The organism is Rhodococcus sp. PvR099 (assembly GCF_017833315.1).
In the GTDB taxonomy this organism is placed as follows: Bacteria; Actinomycetota; Actinomycetes; order Mycobacteriales; family Mycobacteriaceae; genus Rhodococcus_G; species Rhodococcus_G oryzae.
Genome location: NZ_JAFIBV010000001.1, coordinates 2,216,404 through 2,232,435, shown reverse-complemented (window position 1 = coordinate 2,232,435; position 16,032 = coordinate 2,216,404). Strand labels below are relative to the sequence as shown.

16 protein-coding genes are annotated in these 16,032 nt (G+C 70.6%); 12 read left to right on the top strand and 4 right to left on the bottom strand.

Annotated features, from left to right (window positions below; all coding sequences use genetic code 11):
- Positions 1-5: 5 nt before the first annotated feature.
- On the bottom strand, positions 6-773 hold the full coding sequence (locus JOE46_RS10065; RefSeq protein ID WP_269589989.1) for an IclR family transcriptional regulator: 768 nt from the start codon (positions 771-773) through the stop codon (positions 6-8).
- A 205-nt stretch (positions 774-978) separates the two neighbouring features.
- On the opposite strand from JOE46_RS10065, the gene JOE46_RS10060 reads away from it, so the two are divergent.
- The 9 genes from JOE46_RS10060 (at position 979) to JOE46_RS10020 (ending at position 9,343) form a co-directional block, all read left to right on the top strand.
- Entirely contained in the window at positions 979-2,046 is a 1,068-nt protein-coding gene (locus JOE46_RS10060; protein WP_097214030.1) for an NrtA/SsuA/CpmA family ABC transporter substrate-binding protein, read from the top strand.
- A 1-nt stretch (position 2,047) separates the two neighbouring features.
- Complete coding sequence (locus JOE46_RS10055; RefSeq protein WP_097214031.1) at positions 2,048-2,908, top strand: ABC transporter permease; 861 nt, start codon at positions 2,048-2,050, stop codon at positions 2,906-2,908.
- The gene (locus JOE46_RS10050; protein ID WP_209927141.1) at positions 2,905-3,705 is read left to right on the top strand and encodes an ABC transporter ATP-binding protein; all 801 of its coding nucleotides are present in this window, start codon (positions 2,905-2,907) and stop codon (positions 3,703-3,705) included. The genes JOE46_RS10055 and JOE46_RS10050 overlap by 4 nt, the downstream gene beginning before the upstream one ends.
- A 9-nt stretch (positions 3,706-3,714) precedes the next feature.
- Positions 3,715-4,761 (top strand): ABC transporter substrate-binding protein, encoded by a 1,047-nt coding sequence (locus tag JOE46_RS10045; protein ID WP_209927139.1) that lies wholly within the window; start codon positions 3,715-3,717, stop codon positions 4,759-4,761.
- A complete protein-coding gene (locus JOE46_RS10040) occupies positions 4,758-5,858 on the top strand; it encodes an LLM class flavin-dependent oxidoreductase (RefSeq protein WP_209927138.1) in 1,101 nt (366 codons plus the stop codon). Before JOE46_RS10045 ends, JOE46_RS10040 begins: the two co-directional genes overlap by 4 nt.
- Positions 5,855-7,042 carry an LLM class flavin-dependent oxidoreductase gene (locus JOE46_RS10035; protein WP_245221010.1) on the top strand — a complete coding sequence of 396 codons (1,188 nt, stop codon included), beginning with the start codon at positions 5,855-5,857 and terminating at the stop codon, positions 7,040-7,042. Before JOE46_RS10040 ends, JOE46_RS10035 begins: the two co-directional genes overlap by 4 nt.
- A 28-nt stretch (positions 7,043-7,070) precedes the next feature.
- Complete coding sequence (locus JOE46_RS10030; RefSeq protein ID WP_209927137.1) at positions 7,071-7,778, top strand: class II aldolase/adducin family protein; 708 nt, start codon at positions 7,071-7,073, stop codon at positions 7,776-7,778.
- Between the two features lie 100 nt (positions 7,779-7,878).
- Positions 7,879-8,823, top strand: coding sequence for an ABC transporter substrate-binding protein (locus JOE46_RS10025; protein WP_209927136.1), 945 nt, complete (start codon positions 7,879-7,881; stop codon positions 8,821-8,823).
- A 67-nt stretch (positions 8,824-8,890) separates the two neighbouring features.
- Positions 8,891-9,343: a MaoC/PaaZ C-terminal domain-containing protein gene (locus tag JOE46_RS10020; RefSeq protein ID WP_209927135.1), complete on the top strand. Its 453-nt coding sequence runs from the start codon at positions 8,891-8,893 to the stop codon at positions 9,341-9,343.
- Positions 9,344-9,351: 8 nt separating this feature from the next.
- Here the strand turns inward: JOE46_RS10020 and JOE46_RS10015 are convergent, their stop codons facing one another.
- Positions 9,352-10,482, bottom strand: coding sequence for an epoxide hydrolase family protein (locus JOE46_RS10015; protein ID WP_209927134.1), 1,131 nt, complete (start codon positions 10,480-10,482; stop codon positions 9,352-9,354).
- 82 nt (positions 10,483-10,564) lie between these two features.
- On the opposite strand from JOE46_RS10015, the gene JOE46_RS10010 reads away from it, so the two are divergent.
- Both JOE46_RS10010 and JOE46_RS10005 read left to right on the top strand, forming a co-directional pair.
- Positions 10,565-11,035: a MarR family winged helix-turn-helix transcriptional regulator gene (locus JOE46_RS10010; protein WP_209927132.1), complete on the top strand. Its 471-nt coding sequence runs from the start codon at positions 10,565-10,567 to the stop codon at positions 11,033-11,035.
- 190 nt (positions 11,036-11,225) lie between these two features.
- Positions 11,226-13,268, top strand: coding sequence for a CocE/NonD family hydrolase (locus tag JOE46_RS10005; RefSeq protein WP_245221008.1), 2,043 nt, complete (start codon positions 11,226-11,228; stop codon positions 13,266-13,268).
- A gap of 10 nt (positions 13,269-13,278) precedes the next feature.
- Here the strand turns inward: JOE46_RS10005 and JOE46_RS10000 are convergent, their stop codons facing one another.
- The gene (locus JOE46_RS10000) at positions 13,279-13,860 is read right to left on the bottom strand and encodes a TetR/AcrR family transcriptional regulator (protein ID WP_097214040.1); all 582 of its coding nucleotides are present in this window, start codon (positions 13,858-13,860) and stop codon (positions 13,279-13,281) included.
- Between the two features lie 57 nt (positions 13,861-13,917).
- On the bottom strand, positions 13,918-14,703 hold the full coding sequence (locus tag JOE46_RS09995) for an enoyl-CoA hydratase/isomerase family protein (RefSeq protein ID WP_097214041.1): 786 nt from the start codon (positions 14,701-14,703) through the stop codon (positions 13,918-13,920).
- Between the two features lie 166 nt (positions 14,704-14,869).
- On the opposite strand from JOE46_RS09995, the gene JOE46_RS09990 reads away from it, so the two are divergent.
- Positions 14,870-16,018, top strand: a complete 1,149-nt coding sequence (locus JOE46_RS09990) for an acyl-CoA dehydrogenase family protein (protein WP_097214042.1) — start codon at positions 14,870-14,872, stop codon at positions 16,016-16,018.
- Positions 16,019-16,032: the final 14 nt, after the last annotated feature.

Genomic DNA, 16,032 nt, shown 5'->3' with positions numbered 1-16,032 from the left:
GCGCGTCAGTGCATGACGGCGGCGATCTCGCGGGCGGTGACCCTGGCCAGCTCGACGAAGAAGGGCACCCGTTCGGGGATCATCAGCTCGGTCGGCCCGCGCAGTCCCAGCGCGAACCGGGCGAGGCCGTCCACGCCGACAACCGGGACGCCGATCGTCCGGTAGCCGACGGCCAGCTCCTCGTCGTTGAAGGCATAGCCCCGCTCGCGGGTCAGGGCCAGCTCCTTGCCCAGCTCCTGCGGCCCGGGAACCGAACGCGCCGTGCCCGTTTCGTAAGGCAGCCGACCCAGCTCGTCGTCGGTGACCAGGGACCAGGCCAGCAGCGCCTTGCCCAGTGCGCTGGCGTGCAGCGGCAGCCGGACGCCCTGTAGCTGGTGGCCGTCGGCCTCCCGCCACCGGCTGGTGCCGAGCAGCACGGCGTCGTTGCCGTAGCGCGTCGCGATCGACGCGCTCGCGCCGGTGGTGGTGGCGAGCTGCTCGAGGTGCGGCTCGGCGAGATAGATGCGGTGCTGCCGGTAGGCGATCTGGCCGTACTCCGCCAGTGCGCCGCCGAGGCGATACCGGCTCGAGTCCGCGTCCTTATCGAGGAAGCCGGCGTCGACGAGCGCGGCGAGCAGCCGGTGCGTTGTGCTGACCGCGAGCCCCTGGAGGCGGGCCACCTCGGACACCCCGAGCTCGTCGCCGCCGCGGAAGCAGCCGAGCACCGAGAGGGCACGGGCGACGGTCTGCACGGATCCGGTCGCCGGGGGCGTGAGGTCTGAGGAGGTCTCCACGTCGCGACGCTAACACGCGCGGCCGGTGTGGACGCTTTCCACTATTCGGAAAATCTGCGATCTGAAACGGCGAGGAATGACCGAATCCTGCAGTGGGCGTCTGTCAATACTTCCAATCAGCAGAAAACTATACCTAGTCGATGGGGTTTGGCTCGCCTAGTTTTCGGGGCGTAGATCGATCAGCCTCTCGAACAGGAGCCCCCCGATGTCCCGCAACCGCCGACTTCCCCGAGCGCGCCTCGCGCTCGCGCTTCTCCCCGTCGTCGCCCTGGTTGCCGCCTGCGGGTCGGATTCCGAAGGCACCGCAGACGCCGCCGGCTCCGCCGAGCCCACCTTTGTCCTCAAGGTGACCGACCCGGGCAACGCCGGACCGCTCGCGGTCGGCAAGCGGGACGGCTCGTTCGACGAGGCGCTGGCCCCCCTCGGCGCGAAGGTCGAGTGGGTCAAGGCACCGCCCGCGTTCAGCGCGAACCTCAAGCTGTTCAACGCCGGTCAGCTCGACGTCTCCGGCGGTGCTTACAGCCCGGTGGTCGGCGCGCTGTCCAAGGACGTCGCGGTGCGGATCATCGCCGTCGCGGACCCGGTCGACCAGGACCAGAGCGGCATCATCGCGTCCCCTGGCTCGGGGGTGAAGGAGGTCAAGGACCTCGTCGGCAAGCGCATCGCGGTGAACCCCGCGGGCAAGGGCGAGTACATCACCCTGAAGGCGTTGCGCCGGGCCAACATCCCGTTCGACCAGGTCGAGCGGGTGCCACTGCAGCCGTCCGACGCGGCGTCGGCCTTCTCCACCGGACAGGTGGACGCGTGGGCGTCGTTCAACGACCCGTACCAGGAGGCCAAGGCCCGCGACGGCGTGGTCGAGATCGCCACCGAGGCCAGCATCGACTCCAAGGACAACACGATCGTCGCGTTCCGCACCGCGGTCCTCGAGGAGCGCCCCGACGTCGCGGCCAAGTACCTCGAGACCCTGCAGGCGCTGACCGAGCGGCAGCGCAGCAACCCGGAGGACTACCAGAACGTCTTCGAGAAGGCGGGCCCGCGGGCGCTGTCCGGGGACCGGCTCGAGCGGGCGGTCGATCTCGGCCGCCGGGCCTCGGTCCCGCACTACCCGACCGCGGCCGACGAGGCGGACCTGCAGGAGGTCGCCGACCTGTTCTTCCAGAACGGGGTGACCACCCGCGCGCTCACCGCCGGGGATGTCTTCTACCCCTTGCAGTCCAAGGTGGACGCGACCGCTCAGGTCCAGTCGGCCCCGACGAAGACCGGGAACTGACATGGCGTTGCTGAGCCCGCCGAGGGCGCGGGAGGAACGCGGCGGGCCCACCACACTGGAGCTCGAGGCGCCGCGGTACCGCGCGGGTCGCGCCCGGCCCGCCTGGGTGTCGATCCCGTTGCGGTTCCTGGTGCCCGCGCTGATCGTCGCGGCCTGGTGGATCGGGTCGGCCACCGGTGCGATCCCCGAGGAGATCCTCGCCGGACCGCCCGCGGTGTGGCGCGCCTTCACCGAGCTCTACCAGACCGGGCAGCTGGTCGACTTCTCCATCGCCTCCTTCAAGCGGGCCGCGGTCGGCGTGTTCTTCGGCGTCCTGATCGGCCTGGCGTTGGGGGTGCTCTCCGGACTGTCCAGCCTCGGTGAGGAACTCATCGACTCCACGATGCAGATCAACCGGGCCATCCCATTCCTGGCGCTGGTGCCGCTGTTCATCGCCTGGTTCGGCATCGACGAGACCTTCAAGGTGCTGCTGATCGCGGTGGCCACCGTCGGCCCGATGTACGCCTACACCTACCTCGGCGTCCGCAACGTGGACCGCAAGATGGTCGAGGCCGCCCAGAGCTTCGGCCTGCGGGGATGGCGGCTCGTGTTCGGCGCGATCCTGCCCGCCGCGCTGCCCGGGGTGCTGATGGCGCTGCGAATCTGCCTGTCCATCAGCATCACCGGTCTCATCGCCGCCGAACAGGTCGGCACCAGGGAGGGCATCGGCTACCTGGTGACGCTGGCGCAGGAGTACAACCGCACCGACTACATGGTGCTGTGCGTGGTGCTCTACGCGGTGCTCGGCCTGATCTTCGACGGCATCGTCCGCGTCATCGAGAAGTTCGCGATGCCGTGGCGGGGACAGGTGGCGGTCCGATGAGCGCCAACGACACCGCGTTGCCGCCGCTGGCTGTGCGGGAACGCACCGCGACGGCGGCCCGCGACCGGCGGGCGGGCGAGCCCGTCGCCGTCTCGCTGCGCGGGGTCCGCAAGGCGTTCGGTGACAAGACCGTGCTGGACGGCGTCGACCTGGAGATCCACCGCGGCGAGTTCGTGGTGCTCCTCGGTCCGAGCGGCACCGGCAAGACGACGCTGTTGCGGCTGCTCACCGGCCTCGAAAGGCCGGACGCCGGAGAGATTCTGGTTCCCCGGCAGCGCACCACCGTCTACCAGGAGCCGCGGCTGATCCCGTCCAAGCGGGTGCTGGCCAATGTCACCGTCGGGCAGCGCCGGACCGCACAGAACCGGGACCGCGCCGCCCGCTCGCTGGCCGAGGTGAACCTGGAGGCCAAGGCGCGGCAGTGGCCGGCCACCCTGTCCGGCGGCGAGGCGCAGCGCGTCGCGCTGGCCAGGGCACTGGTCCGCGAGCCCGAGCTGCTACTGCTCGACGAGCCGTTCGCCGCGCTCGACGCGCTGACGCGGCTGCAGATGCAGGATCTGGTCGGCGATCTGGTGGCCCGGCACCGTCCCGCGGTGCTGCTGGTCACGCACGACGTCGACGAGGCCGTCCGCCTGGCCGACCGGGTGCTGATCCTCAACGAGGGCAGGTTCGCGGTGGACGTCGACATCGACCTCGCCCGGCCCCGCGACCGCACCGACCCCGAGTCCCTCCGCTACCGCGCCGCGTTCCTCACCGAGCTCGGTGTCGGCCGCACCGCTTCCCCCACAACCACTTAGGAGCCCGAGATGACCGCAGTAGTCGACACCGCCCTCGACACCCTCTGGTACACCCGCTGCCCCGTGCCCACCGCGAGCGGCCTCGCGCACAGCCTCGGCTGGCTGGGGGAGACCGCGGCGGAGGCGGGCGTCGGCCTGGGCGTCCTGCAGGACGCCGGCCCGGAGCTGGCCGTCCGCCACTTCGACCATCAGCTGCTCGGCCTGGTCCGCGAGGGCGGCAACGTGCCCGCGATCGCGGCCCGCGCGCAGGGCTCGCCGACCCGGCTGATCGGGCTGACCTGGATCGACGAATCTCAGGCCATCCTCGTCGGGCCGGACTCCACGGTCGCCGGCGCCGCCGACCTGGCGGGCTTGCGGATCGGGATCCCTGCCTGGGCGCAGGACCAGGCGCGCAGCTTCCCGCGCGCGATGGCGCTGCACGGCTTCGCGAACGCGCTCCGCCTGGCCGGGCTCACCCTCGCCGATGTCGTCGCGGTCGAGGTGGAGGTCGAGCGGAACCCGCAGGTGCGCAGCGCTGTTCGCGACGGGCGGCGCAGCACCACCTGGGGTGTCGACGAGCTGCTGCGCGGCGAGGTGGACGCCATCTACGTCAAGGGCGCCCGCGCGCAGGAGGTGGCCCGCGAGCACGGCCTGCGGGCCGCGGTGGACCTCGACGCCACCGACGCGAAGCGGCTGCGGGTCAACAACGGCACCCCGCGCCCCATCACCGTGCACGCCGACCTGCTCGAGTCCCGGCCCGAGCTGGTGGTCGGCTTCCTCGCCCAGAGCCTGCGTGCCGCGGACTGGGCAGCCGATAACCTGCACCGCGTCCGCGAGGTGCTCGCGCGCGAAACCCTGTCCGGTCCCGAGGGAGTCGCCGCCGCGTACAAGGAGGGCTTCCACAAGGACCTGCACCCGTCGCTGTCGGACGAGCGGGTCGAGCTGATCGGGATCCAGAAGCAGTTCCTCTACACCCACGGGTTCCTGGCCGCCGACTTCGACCTCGAATCCTGGGTGGCCCGTGAGCCCCTGGAGCAGGCGCTGGAGCTGCTGGCCGCCGGAAAGGTGCCGTCATGACCGAGTTCCTGTGGCGGCTGCCCTCGCAGGGGGACGGCAGGCACGCGTCGCCCGGCTCGCGCAACCGCGGCGGCTTCGGCGGACCGCAGGTGCCCACCGTCGCGACCGATGTGCGGCCCGGCAACTTCGGGCCCTTCGACGACCTCGCGCAGGTGGTGCTCGCGGCCGAACTCTCCGGGCTCGACGGGGTGCTCGCGCCCTACGACCCGCTCGGCGAGGAGTCGTGGATCGTCGCAGGCGGCGCCCTGCGCGACACCCGGCACTCGAGCGTGATCGTCGAGTTCCACCCTTCCTTCGGCACCCCCGTGTACGCGGCGAAGGTGTCCGCGACGCTGCAGCGGCTCTCCAGGGCCCGGCTGTCCTGGCGGCTGCGGGTGGAGACCGACGAGGCCGACGCCCGCGCCCGCGGGGACCGGGTCACCGGCGTGGACCGGTACACCCGGGCCGCCGAGTTCCTCACCGTCGCGCGCGGGGTGTGGAACGAGACCCCGGTCGCAGGAGCCGGATTCAACGGCACCGGATTCGACTTCGACGGCGAGTACTTCGACGTGATCGACGGCGGGTTCCGCGGCATCCTGGCCGGGCTGCCCTTCCCGACCGTCTACCTGTCCGGGGACTCGGAGCAGGCGCTCGAGCTGTCCGCGCGGCACGGCGACGTGCACCTGTTCACCGAGACCGTCGACGGGATCGCGGCATCGGTGCGCGAGCTGCGGAGTCGGTCGCAGGCACTGGGCCGCACGGTGCGCGCCGGGCTGGAGCTGCCGATCATCGCCCGCGAAACCGAGGAGGAGGCCTGGGCCCGCGCCGAGCGGCAGTGGCACGAGGTCCACGACGACGGTGTCGGCGCGCGTTCGCTCGACCTCGGTGGCGGGCGCTGGGCCGGCTTCACCGAGATCGGCTACGACCAGCCGATCGGCCTGGTCGGCAGCTATGAGCAGGTGGCGCAGCGACTCTCGGAGTACGTCGACGCAGGCGTCGACAGCCTCGTGCTCGACGGCCGCCCGCACATCGAGGAACTGCACCGCACCGGCGAACACCTGCTGCACCTGGTCGATCCGGCCGGACGCACCTTGGCGAGTCAGGAGGCCACCGCATGAGCATCGACTTCTACTGGCGCATCGGGATGGAGGGCGACCACGCGTCGCTGCGCACCCCGCGCCGATACAACCGCGGCGAGGCGAACGGCCACGGCCCCGGCAACATCGCGCCCGCGATCCGTGGCGGAGAACTCGACGGCTACGGCTACATCGACCACATGGCGGCGGTGGCCAAGGCGTCGGAGTCGGCCGGGTTCCTCGGCGGCCTGCTGCCCTCGTTCCCGGTCACCGAGGACCCGTGGGCGGTGGCGGCGGCGCTGGCCCGCGAGACCACCACCTATCGGTTCATGGTCGCCTTCCAGCCCGGGTTCCTGCATCCCGTGCAGGCGGCGCGGATGTCGGCGAGCCTGCAGCGGGCCACCGGCGGCCGGCTCGTCTACAACATCATCAGCGGCGGCGGGGGACCGGCGCAGCTGTGGTGGGGCGACAAGGTGAACCACGACGACCGGTACGCGCGCACCAGCGAGTTCCTCGACGTGCTGCGCGGCGTGTGGGACGGCGAGCCCTACGACCACGACGGCCGGTTCTTCCAGACCGAGGGGGCCGCGCTGCCGCCCGGGCTGGCAGGCCAGCCGTTCCCGGAGGTCTACTTCTCGGGTTCGTCGGCCGCCGCGGTCGGGGCCGCCGGGCTGCACAGCGACTACTACCTGTCCTGGCTCGAACCCTTCGGCGACCTACGCGCCAAGTTCGATGGCGTCCGCACCCACGCGGAGAAGCTGGGCCGCACACCGAAGTTCGCGGTCCGGATCGACGTCGTCGCCCGGCACACCGAGGAGGCCGCTTGGGCCGAGGTGGAGAAGGGCTGGGCGTTCGTCGACCGCGCGGCCGCCAACCGGGCCGCCCAGGGTGACTCCGTCGGCGCGGCCAGGATCAAGGGCTGGGTGCCGGAGACCATCACCGGCTACCGCGATCTCGAGGTGCAGCCGAACGTCTGGGCCGGGTTCAGCCTGATCCGCGGCGGTCCAGCCTTCGGCCTGGTCGGCAGCTACGAGCAGGTCGCGCAGCGGCTCGACGAGCTGCGCGAGCTCGGCGTCGACGCGTTCATCCTCGCGGGCAACCCGCACCTCGAGGAGGCCTATCGCGTCGGCGAGGAGGTCCTCCCGCTGCTCCAGGCGGCTCCGCCGCCCGTGCGCGCTTCACGAGTCCAGGGACTCGACAACCACGCACGGCTCCTCACCCCCTGACCACTTTCGAATTCACCAGGAGAATCCCATGACCACCACCGAATCCCGCATCAACGAGACCGTCGCCGCCTTCGTCGCGAGCGCCACCCGCGACGCCGAGAAGGCGTTCCGCGTCTTTCGGGAGACCGGCACCGTCTCCGCCAACGGCACCGTCAACTTCGTCGAGCGGGTGCCCGGCGAGGAGATCGCCGTCGCGCTCAACGAGCCGGGGCCCTGGGCCGACGACCGCACCATCGAGCCCGTCGTCGCGACCTTCGACGGCGAGGTGCTCTCCGGCCGCGGCTCCGCCGGCTTCGTCACCGGCTACGCCAAGGTGTTCCGCGAGCACCAGGAGATCACCTCGATCGTGCACGCGCACACCCCGTGGCTCGGCGGCTTCGCGCAGACCCACAAGAGCCTGCCGATCCGGTACGCGGCCTCGCAGCGGCTGACGCTGTCCCGCGAGATCCCGCCGCACATCGACCGCAGCATCGGCGCGGGCGAGTTCATCCTCGGCGAGCTGGTCCGCGACCCCGACCTGGTCGCGATCTTCGAGGCCAACGGCGGCGTCAACGTGATCGGCCGCGCCGGGCTGCTCGATCTGGCCAAGTTCGTGGTGTTGCTCGAGGAGGGCGCCCAGTACCAGGCCATCGGCGAGTCCGTCGGCGGCACGGTCGAATTCGACAAGACCAACCTCGTCGCCCAGTGGTCCCGCAGCGGCCTTGTCGACGAGGCCCGCCGCCGCGGACTCGTCTAGGCGGCTCCGCCGCCTGTGCGCGGTTGACGAGTCCCCACACTCGTCAACCGCGCACAGGCGCGAAGCGCCTTCCCAACCCCATTTTTCGAGGAGAACTCTCATGACCGTTCGCGTCGGCTACTTCCCGCACAACAACTCCCTGTTCGTCCTGCGTCACCGCGGTATCCTGGAAAAGGCGTTGCCCGACGTGGAATGGGTTGACCTGCGCGCCCTTCCGGAGGCCGAGGCCGTGGATCCCAAGACCGGTCTGCCGAGCCTGCACTCGGATTGGCTGTTCACCGAGGGCGGCTACGACGTCATCGGCACCGGCTTCACCCCGCCGCTGACCGCCCTCGCGAAGGGCCACGACGTGGTCTACATCGGCATCTCCGGCCCCCGCGTGGAGAACGGCCGACTGGTGGCCCTCGCGAGCTCGGGCATCGAGGCCGCCGCCGACCTGCAGGGCAAGCGGGTGGGGATCGCGCACGGCTCCTGGCAGACCACGCTGCTGTTGTTCGCGCTGGAGACCGCCGGGCTCAGCTGGGCAGACGTCGAACCGGTCGACACCGGCGTGAACGACGGCGCCGAGGCGCTGCTGCGCGGCGACCTGGACGCGTGGGTCGGCGCCTACCCGGGCCTCGAGGCGCTCGAGAAGTCCCACGAGGTGAAGACCCTCGTGGACACAGAATCGCTGTTCAGCCATCCGTCGCTGTGGTTCACCCGCCGGGATTTCGCGGAGAACAACCGCGAGGCGCTCGAGGCCGTCATTGCGGCGCTGCAGGAATCCGACGCGTGGATCGAGGCCAACCCGCGCGAGGCCGCGCAGTACTTCGTCGACGATGCCCTCGCCCGCGGCGGTCGGGCCGACCTGGACCGCTGGGAGCGCGCGCTGCGCGGCCGCCCGTTCGGCCTGAACCGGGTCAGCGAGGCGTTCCTCGACGAGCAGCAGCGCGCGGGGGAGTTGTTGGCCGCCAACGGGCTGCTGTCGAGGCCGGTCGACGTTCGCGCCGCGGTGGTGCCGTGGATCGGCGAGGCCGTGGAGGCGGCTTCGCCTGTGCGCGCTTGACGAGTCCCCACACTCGTCAACCGCGCACAGGCGCGAAGCGCCTCCTCCGGGGCGGCGTCCTGGCACGATGGACGTCATGGACGAGGTGAAGTACGCCGAGGACCTGATGGTCGGCGACGTCATCGATCTCGGCTCGCATACCGTCGGCGAGGCCGAGATGGTGGACTTCTCGACCGTGTGGGATCCACAGGACTCCCATCTCGACGCGGCGGCGGCCGCCGACGGCTACTTCGGCGGGCTCATCGCCAGCGGGATCCACACCACCGCCGTCTACCAGCGGCTCGCGGTTCTCGGCGCCTATCGGTACTGGAGCGTGATCGGCGCCCGCGGGCTGCGCGACGTCCGGTTCCTGCGCCCCGTGCGTCCCGGTGACGTGCTGACCGGACTGCTGGTGATCGACGAGGTCGAACTGGACGATCGCGGCCGCGGGCTGGTGACCACGACCGGTCAGCTGGCGGACGCGCAGGGCCGGGCGGTGTTCAGCCTGCTCACCGAGCTGTACCTGCACCGTCGGCCCTGACGCCGTTCCTATCCGCGCAGGCACCGGAAGAACGCCCGCACGTCGCCCACCAGCAACTCCGGCACCTCCAGCGCCGCGAAGTGCCCGCCTTCGTCGAACTCGCTCCAGTGAACCAGCGTCGGGTGCGCCTTCTCCGAGACGCTGCGGACCGGACGGACGATGTCGTGCGCGAACACCGCCATCCCGAGCGGCGCGACGCCGGTCGGTCCGTCGCCGCGCGGTCCGCCGGACTCGAACGTCAGCCGCGCCGAGGATCCGGCGGTGCCGAAGAACCAGTGCAGCGAGACGTCGGTCAGCAGCACGTCGTCCGGCAGCGGGTGCGCCGGGTCGGTCCACTCCCTGACCTTGTCGGCGATCCAGGCCAGCTGCCCGGACGGTGAGTCGGTGAGGGAGTAGGCGATGGTCTGCGGGCGGGTGGCCTGCATCTGCATGTAGCCGGGCCTGTTGGCGAGGAAGTTCCGGATGACCTCGACCCGCGCGGCGTCGCCGTCGGAGAGCCCCTCGGTCGCGACGGGTCCGTGCGGCAGGTAGTTGACGTGCACGCCGATCACGTTCTCGGGCGCCGCGATTGCGAGCTGCTGGGAGACTCCGGAGCCCCAGTCTCCGCCCTGTGCGCCGTATCGCTCGTATCCCAGCCGGTTCATCAGCTCGGCGAAGGCGCGGGCGACGCGGGCGGTGTCCCAGCCGCGGTCGCGGGTCGGGCCGGACGGCCCGAAGCCTGGGATCGACGGGATCACCAGGTGGAAGGCGTCCGCGGGATCGCCGCCGTGCGCGCGGGGGTCGGACAGCGGGCCGATGACGTCGAGGAATTCTATGAACGAGCCCGGCCAGCCGTGGGTGAGGATCAGCGGCGTCGCGTCCGGCTCGGGGGAACGGACGTGCAGGAAATGCATAGTGGCGCCGTCGATCTCGGTGACGAACTGCGGGTGGCGGTTCAGGGCGGCCTCGTGTGCGCGCCAGTCGTATCCGTCGCGCCAGTAGTCGGCCAGTTCCCGCATCCGGCCGAGCGGGATGCCGTAGTCCCAGCCGGCCTCGTCGAGCTCGTCGGGCCAGCGGGTGCGGGCCAACCGGTCGCGCAGGTCGTCGAGCGCGGACTGCGGGATGTCGATCCGGGACGGGCTGATGGTCGTGTCGGGCATCGGAACCTCCTGCGTTGATCGTTGGCGACGCCAACGATAACAGAACTTGTTGGTAGCGCCAACGGTTACTAGGATGGTGCGCATGGAGTCCATCGATGACGGCCCGCCGACCGCGCTGCGACGCTCGCCGACCTGGCTGATGGGGCAGGCGGGCATTCACGCCCAGCGGCTGCTCAATGAGCGGATGGCCGAGGTTGGGGCGCACCGCTGGCACTACTCGGTGCTGTCCGCGCTCGCCGAGAACGGTCCGCTCAGTCAGGCCTCGCTCGGCCGTCTCTGTCGCCTCGATCGCAGCGATATCGCCGCCGTGGTCGGCGAATTGGAGGGCGGCGGGTATCTCGTGCGCGAACCGGATCCGGTGGACCGGCGCCGCAACGTCGTCACGATCACCCCCGAGGGGAGTCGGCACCAGCGGCGGTTGGAGGCCCTGGCGGTCGAGGCGCAGGAGGATCTGCTCGCGCCGCTCGGCGCGGGGGAGCGTGAGACGTTGATCGCGCTCGTCGAGCGGCTGGTCGAACATCAGTCCGGGCGGCGGGGAGCCGGCTGGGCCTAGGTATGGGAACGAATTGTGTTCTCGCGCAACGCTAATAGGTGCTTACGACGGTGGTGAATTGAGGTTAACTTCAGTATTGACGGCGGGTATATGGGTGGTTACTATCCAGTAAGTTTGTGACGGCGGCCACCCGGGCGATCGAGCGTCACCGGAGAATCCATGGGGGGTTCGAGTAGCGATGCGCACACGGATGGCTCGACGAGGGTCGCTCGCGCGGACCGGAACGCTGGCCCTGGTCGGCGCCCTGGCGATCGGCCTCGCCGTCGCGCCGGGCGGCGTCGCGTCCGCCGACCCGAGCGGGGGAGCGGACGGCGCGAAGTGGCAGGCCACCGCCGACGCCGCGCCGGAGTACCCGGTCGTCGCGATCGACTGGGACGTGCCGATCACGATGGGCGACGGGACCGTGCTCAAGGGCAACGTCTACCGCCCCGCGGACGCGTCCGGCAAGCCGATCGACACCAAGATGCCGTCGATCCTGAACGTGACGCCGTACACCAAGCTGATCAGCAACCTGGTCGACTCGATGATGGCCGTGCCGGGACTCGAGGACATCCTCGTCGACCTGGTCAGCTCCTACGACCTCGCCGGTACCCCGCTCGACGGCGTCGGCGAGACCGCGAAGGTGCTCACCGGCGGCGGCATGCGCGTCTTCGCCGTGAACCGGGACCTCATCCGCAGCGGCTACACCCAGGTGGTCGTCGACACCCGCGGCACCGGGTTCTCCCAGGGAGATTGGCAGACGCTCGGCCCGCGTGAGCAGCAGGATTCCGTCGAGATCATCGACTGGATGAGCAAGCAGGCGTGGTCGAACGGCAAGGTCGGCATGGGGGGCGTGTCCTATTCCGGGATCAACTCCCTGCAGGCCGCCGGCTACCGGCCGTCCGCGCTGAAGGCGATCTTCCCCATGGAGCCGGGGAACGACCTGCTCCGCGACATCGTCGGAACCGGAGGCGGGCTCGGCGTCGGCTTCATGCCGCTGTGGCTCGCACTCGTCAACGGGACCAAGCTCATTCCCGACGTGCAGTCCCTCGTGCAGGGACGGTTCGACCAGCAGTGGCTGCAGGACCGGTTGCGCGACCCGCTCACCCTGATCGCCGAGCTCGGCGAGGCGATGACCGCCCCGACGGTGAACGATCTCGATCCCACCACGCTGGGCGTCGCGCAGGACGGCACCTTCTATCAGGAGCGGAAGGCCAACGTGGAGAACATCGCGGTGCCCACCATGCTCTACGGCGCCTGGCACGACATCTTCGCCAACAGCGAGCCCCGCGTGTACAACGCGATCCCGCTCCCCGCCGGGCAGAAGCAGCTGATCATGAGCGACAACTACCACGTCACCTTCGGCGGCGGATTCGGCGAGGCGGGCGCCCCGCCGCGGCTCGACGTCCTCGAGCGGGCCTGGTTCGACAAGTGGCTCAAGGGAATCGACAACGGGATCGACCGCTACGGCCCGGTCACGCTTTACCAGCAGGGCAACGGCTGGACGACCACCGACCAGTTCCCCCGTGCGGGCGTCGAGTACCAGCGGATGTACCTCTCGGACGCGCCGAGCGGGACCGCGGGCCACGCCGCGCGCGACGGCAGCCTCGTCGCGGCGACGCCCCAGAGTTCGGCGCGGCTCACGGCCGCCCCCGGGCTGCGCGGGTTCTGCTCCCGCGACGGCGCGCAGGGGACCGCGGGCATGACCGTGATCCTGGGCTCGGTGTGCAGCAAGGACTCCCGGTTCCAGGAGGCCGAGGGGCTCGCGTTCACCAGTGCCCCGGTCGCGGAGCCGACCGAACTGTCCGGGCCGGTGAACCTGCACCTGGAGACGGTTCTCGACGCACCCGACGGCTTCTGGGCGGTCACCCTCAATGACGTTGCGCCCGACGGCACCTCGACCACGCTCACCAACGGCGCCCTCACCGCGTCGCTGCGCGAGGTCGACGAGGCGCAGAGCCAGCGGTCGGCGAACGGGGACTACGCCGAGCCGCACCACAAGCTGACGGTGTCCGCGCGCAAGCCCGTCATCCCGGGCCAGGTGACGCCGGTGGACATCAACCTGGTGCCCACCGACGCGCTGCTCAAGCCGGGGCACCGGCTGCGGGTGGACGTCTATGCCGCCAGCGTCCCCCGGTACCTGCCGCTCGGCCCGATGATGGCCGACGGCCAGAACCGGCCGCAGCACGTGCAGCTGTCGCCGGAGCGGCCCAGCTTCCTGAACCTGCCGCTGGTCGGGGCGAGCGCCTGGTAGCGGTGCGGGGCTACTTCTGTCCCGCCATGATCAGCTTGGCGGTGGTCTCGAGCCGGTCGGCGATCTGCTCGTAGGACTCGTAGCCCATGCCCGCCCGGACGAGCGCCCCGGACCACGCGATCTCGAGCGCGTCGAGCACCTCCGGGGCGTGCCCCGGGCCGAGGGCGGCGATCAGGCGGCCCCGGATGTCCATGCCGATCCGCAGGCGCAGGTGCTCGACGTCGGGGTCGTTGCCCAGGATCGCCGTGGTGCTCGCCGCGGCCAGGGCGGGCTCGTCGGAGACGAGCAGCGCGACATCGCGCAGCACCCGGCAGACCCGGGCGACCGGATCGAGGTCGGTGGGCACCTCCCGCGGGACCGCGTTCAGGCGACGCCAGAACACCTCCGCGACGAGGTGGCTCTTCGACGAGAAGTAGGTGTACGCGGTCGCCGCGGCGACGCCCGCCTCCGCCGCAACCATGCGGACGGTGAGGCCCGAGAATCCCTGCTCACGCAGCACCGCGACCGCGGCCGTGGTCAGCTTGTCGACGGTCTCGGCCTGCTGCTCGGTCAGGCGCCGGCGAGTGGATTCGAACTTGGCTTCACTAGACACATGTCCAGACGCTACTGGAAGCGGGGGGACTCGGGCAAAGGGTCGGGCTCGGCTCGATCACCAGCCCGCGGGCAGGGCCGTGAAGTCCGGCTGGCGGCCCTCCGCGAACGCGGTGAGGGCCTCGATGTTGGCGGGGCCGCCCATCAGGTCGCGGAAGCAGGCGTTCTCCCGCTCGCGTGCGGCGTCGATCTCGGCCCGCAGCGGCTCGGTCATCGTGCGCTTGACCGCGATCAGGCTGGAGATCGGCTTGGCGGCAAGCACTTCGGCGTGCCTGCGGGCCTCGCCCATCAGCTCGTCCGGCTCGCAGACCCGCCAGACCAGTCCCATCTCCTTCGCCTGCGCGGCGTCGATCCACTCCGAGGACATCAGCAGCCAGGCCGCGTTCTGCCTGCCGACCAGCTGGGGCATCAGGTAGCTCGAGGCCGCCTCGGGTGCGACGCCGAGGCCGGTGAACGGGCACTTGAGCTTGGCGGTGGTCGACATGAAGGCCAGGTCCGCGAAGCCGAGCACCGTCGCGCCGATGCCGAGCCCGATCCCGTTGACCGCGCAGATCAGCGGCTTGGGGAACTCGACAAGCGCGTCGAGCAGCCCGGGGAACCCGTGCTTGCCCGGCCGGAAGTCGGGATCGGTGGTGCGGGCGTGCATCTCGCGCAGGTCCGTGCCCGCGCTGAACGCGCGCCCGCTGCCGGTGAGCAGCAGCACCGCGACGTCGGGGTCCTCGGCGGCCGCGCGCAGGGCCTCGGTGGTGGCGTCGTAGAGCGCCTCGTCGAACGCGTTCAGCGCGTCGGGCCGGTTGAGGGTGATCGTCCGGACGCGCTTGTCGTCGGTGATGAGGAGGCTCATCGTTGCATGCTAGAACGTGTTGCAGTTTTGGGGAAGGGTGTCGGTGCCGACGCCGGTCGGGCGGTGCTGTCCGGGCGTCCCTCCGTACATCGTTAGCATTGGCACCAAGTAGCGGCCGGCCGAGAGGCGCGGCCCGGTTCGGACACCCGAGAAGGCGGTCGACGTCGTGAAGAAGTACCTCCCCAGCTGGCACGACGACGAGGTCCGTGCGCTCTCCGAGCTCGCGGCCGGATTCTTCGAGCGGGAGGTGGTGGCGCACAACGACAAGTGGGACGCCCAGCACCGCATCGACCGCGAGGTGTGGCTCAAGGCAGGTGAGCTCGGCCTGCTGTGCTGCTCCATCCCGGAGGAGTACGGCGGCGGTGGCGGCACCTTCGCGCACGACCTCGCCGTCTTCGAGGCCCAGGGCTACGCCGGCGATCTCGCCCTCGGGATCTCCGTGCACAGCGGCATCGTCCCGCACTACATCGCCGAGTACGGCTCCGAGGAGCAGAAGAAGACGTGGCTGCCGGGCATGGCGACCGGGGAGATCCTCACCGCCATCGGCATGACCGAGCCCGGCGCCGGCTCGGACCTCAAGGCCATCAAGACCACCGCCATTCGCGACGGCGACGACTACATCGTCAACGGCTCCAAGACGTTCATCACCAACGGCGCCTCCGCCGACATGATCGTGCTTGTCGTCAAGACCGACCCGAAGGCGGGCGCCAAGGGCGTGTCCCTGCTGATCGTCGACCTGCGCGACTGCCCGGGATTCGTCGTCGGGCGGGTGCTGGACAAGGTGGGCCAGCACGGCGCCGACACCTCCGAGCTCTCGTTCACCGACGTGCGGGTGCCGGTGTCGAACCTGCTCGGCGACGCCGAGGGGCAGGGCTTCGGTCAGCTGATGGCGCAGCTGGTGCAGGAACGGCTGATCATCGGCGCGCAGGCGTCGGGCGCGATGAACCGGGCCGTGCAGGAGACCGTCGCGTACACGAAGTCGCGGCAGGCGTTCGGGCACAGCCTCTTCGAGTTCCAGAACACCGCCTTCGAGCTGGCCGAGTGCCAGACCATCGCGCGCACCTGCGAGGTGTTCCTCGACCACTGCATCCAGTCGCACCTGCGCGGTGAGCTGGACCCGTCCGAGGCGGCGATGGTCAAGTACTGGCTCACCGAGCAGCAGTGTGCGGTGATCGACCGGTGCGTCCAGCTCTACGGCGGCTACGGCTACATGCGCGAGTACCTGATCGCCCGGATGTACGAGGACGCCCGCGTCCAGAAGATCTACGCCGGGGCCAACGAGGTGATGAAGGGAATCATCGCGAAGTCGCTGTAGCCGCTGCCGGGCGC

What these genes read in the sequence shown, in the direction of transcription:
- JOE46_RS10060 (WP_097214030.1), top strand. Translation starts at nt 979, where the DNA reads ATGTCCCGCAACCGCCGACTTCCCCGAGCGCGCCTCGCGCTCGCGCTT.
- JOE46_RS10055 (WP_097214031.1), top strand. Translation starts at nt 2,048, where the DNA reads ATGGCGTTGCTGAGCCCGCCGAGGGCGCGGGAGGAACGCGGCGGGCCC.
- JOE46_RS10050 (WP_209927141.1), top strand. Translation starts at nt 2,905, where the DNA reads ATGAGCGCCAACGACACCGCGTTGCCGCCGCTGGCTGTGCGGGAACGC.
- JOE46_RS10045 (WP_209927139.1), top strand. Translation starts at nt 3,715, where the DNA reads ATGACCGCAGTAGTCGACACCGCCCTCGACACCCTCTGGTACACCCGC.
- JOE46_RS10040 (WP_209927138.1), top strand. Translation starts at nt 4,758, where the DNA reads ATGACCGAGTTCCTGTGGCGGCTGCCCTCGCAGGGGGACGGCAGGCAC.
- JOE46_RS10035 (WP_245221010.1), top strand. Translation starts at nt 5,855, where the DNA reads ATGAGCATCGACTTCTACTGGCGCATCGGGATGGAGGGCGACCACGCG.
- JOE46_RS10030 (WP_209927137.1), top strand. Translation starts at nt 7,071, where the DNA reads ATGACCACCACCGAATCCCGCATCAACGAGACCGTCGCCGCCTTCGTC.
- JOE46_RS10025 (WP_209927136.1), top strand. Translation starts at nt 7,879, where the DNA reads ATGACCGTTCGCGTCGGCTACTTCCCGCACAACAACTCCCTGTTCGTC.
- JOE46_RS10020 (WP_209927135.1), top strand. Translation starts at nt 8,891, where the DNA reads ATGGACGTCATGGACGAGGTGAAGTACGCCGAGGACCTGATGGTCGGC.
- JOE46_RS10015 (WP_209927134.1), bottom strand. Translation starts at nt 10,482, where the DNA reads ATGCCCGACACGACCATCAGCCCGTCCCGGATCGACATCCCGCAGTCC.
- JOE46_RS10010 (WP_209927132.1), top strand. Translation starts at nt 10,565, where the DNA reads ATGGAGTCCATCGATGACGGCCCGCCGACCGCGCTGCGACGCTCGCCG.
- JOE46_RS10005 (WP_245221008.1), top strand. Translation starts at nt 11,226, where the DNA reads ATGGCTCGACGAGGGTCGCTCGCGCGGACCGGAACGCTGGCCCTGGTC.
- JOE46_RS09995 (WP_097214041.1), bottom strand. Translation starts at nt 14,703, where the DNA reads ATGAGCCTCCTCATCACCGACGACAAGCGCGTCCGGACGATCACCCTC.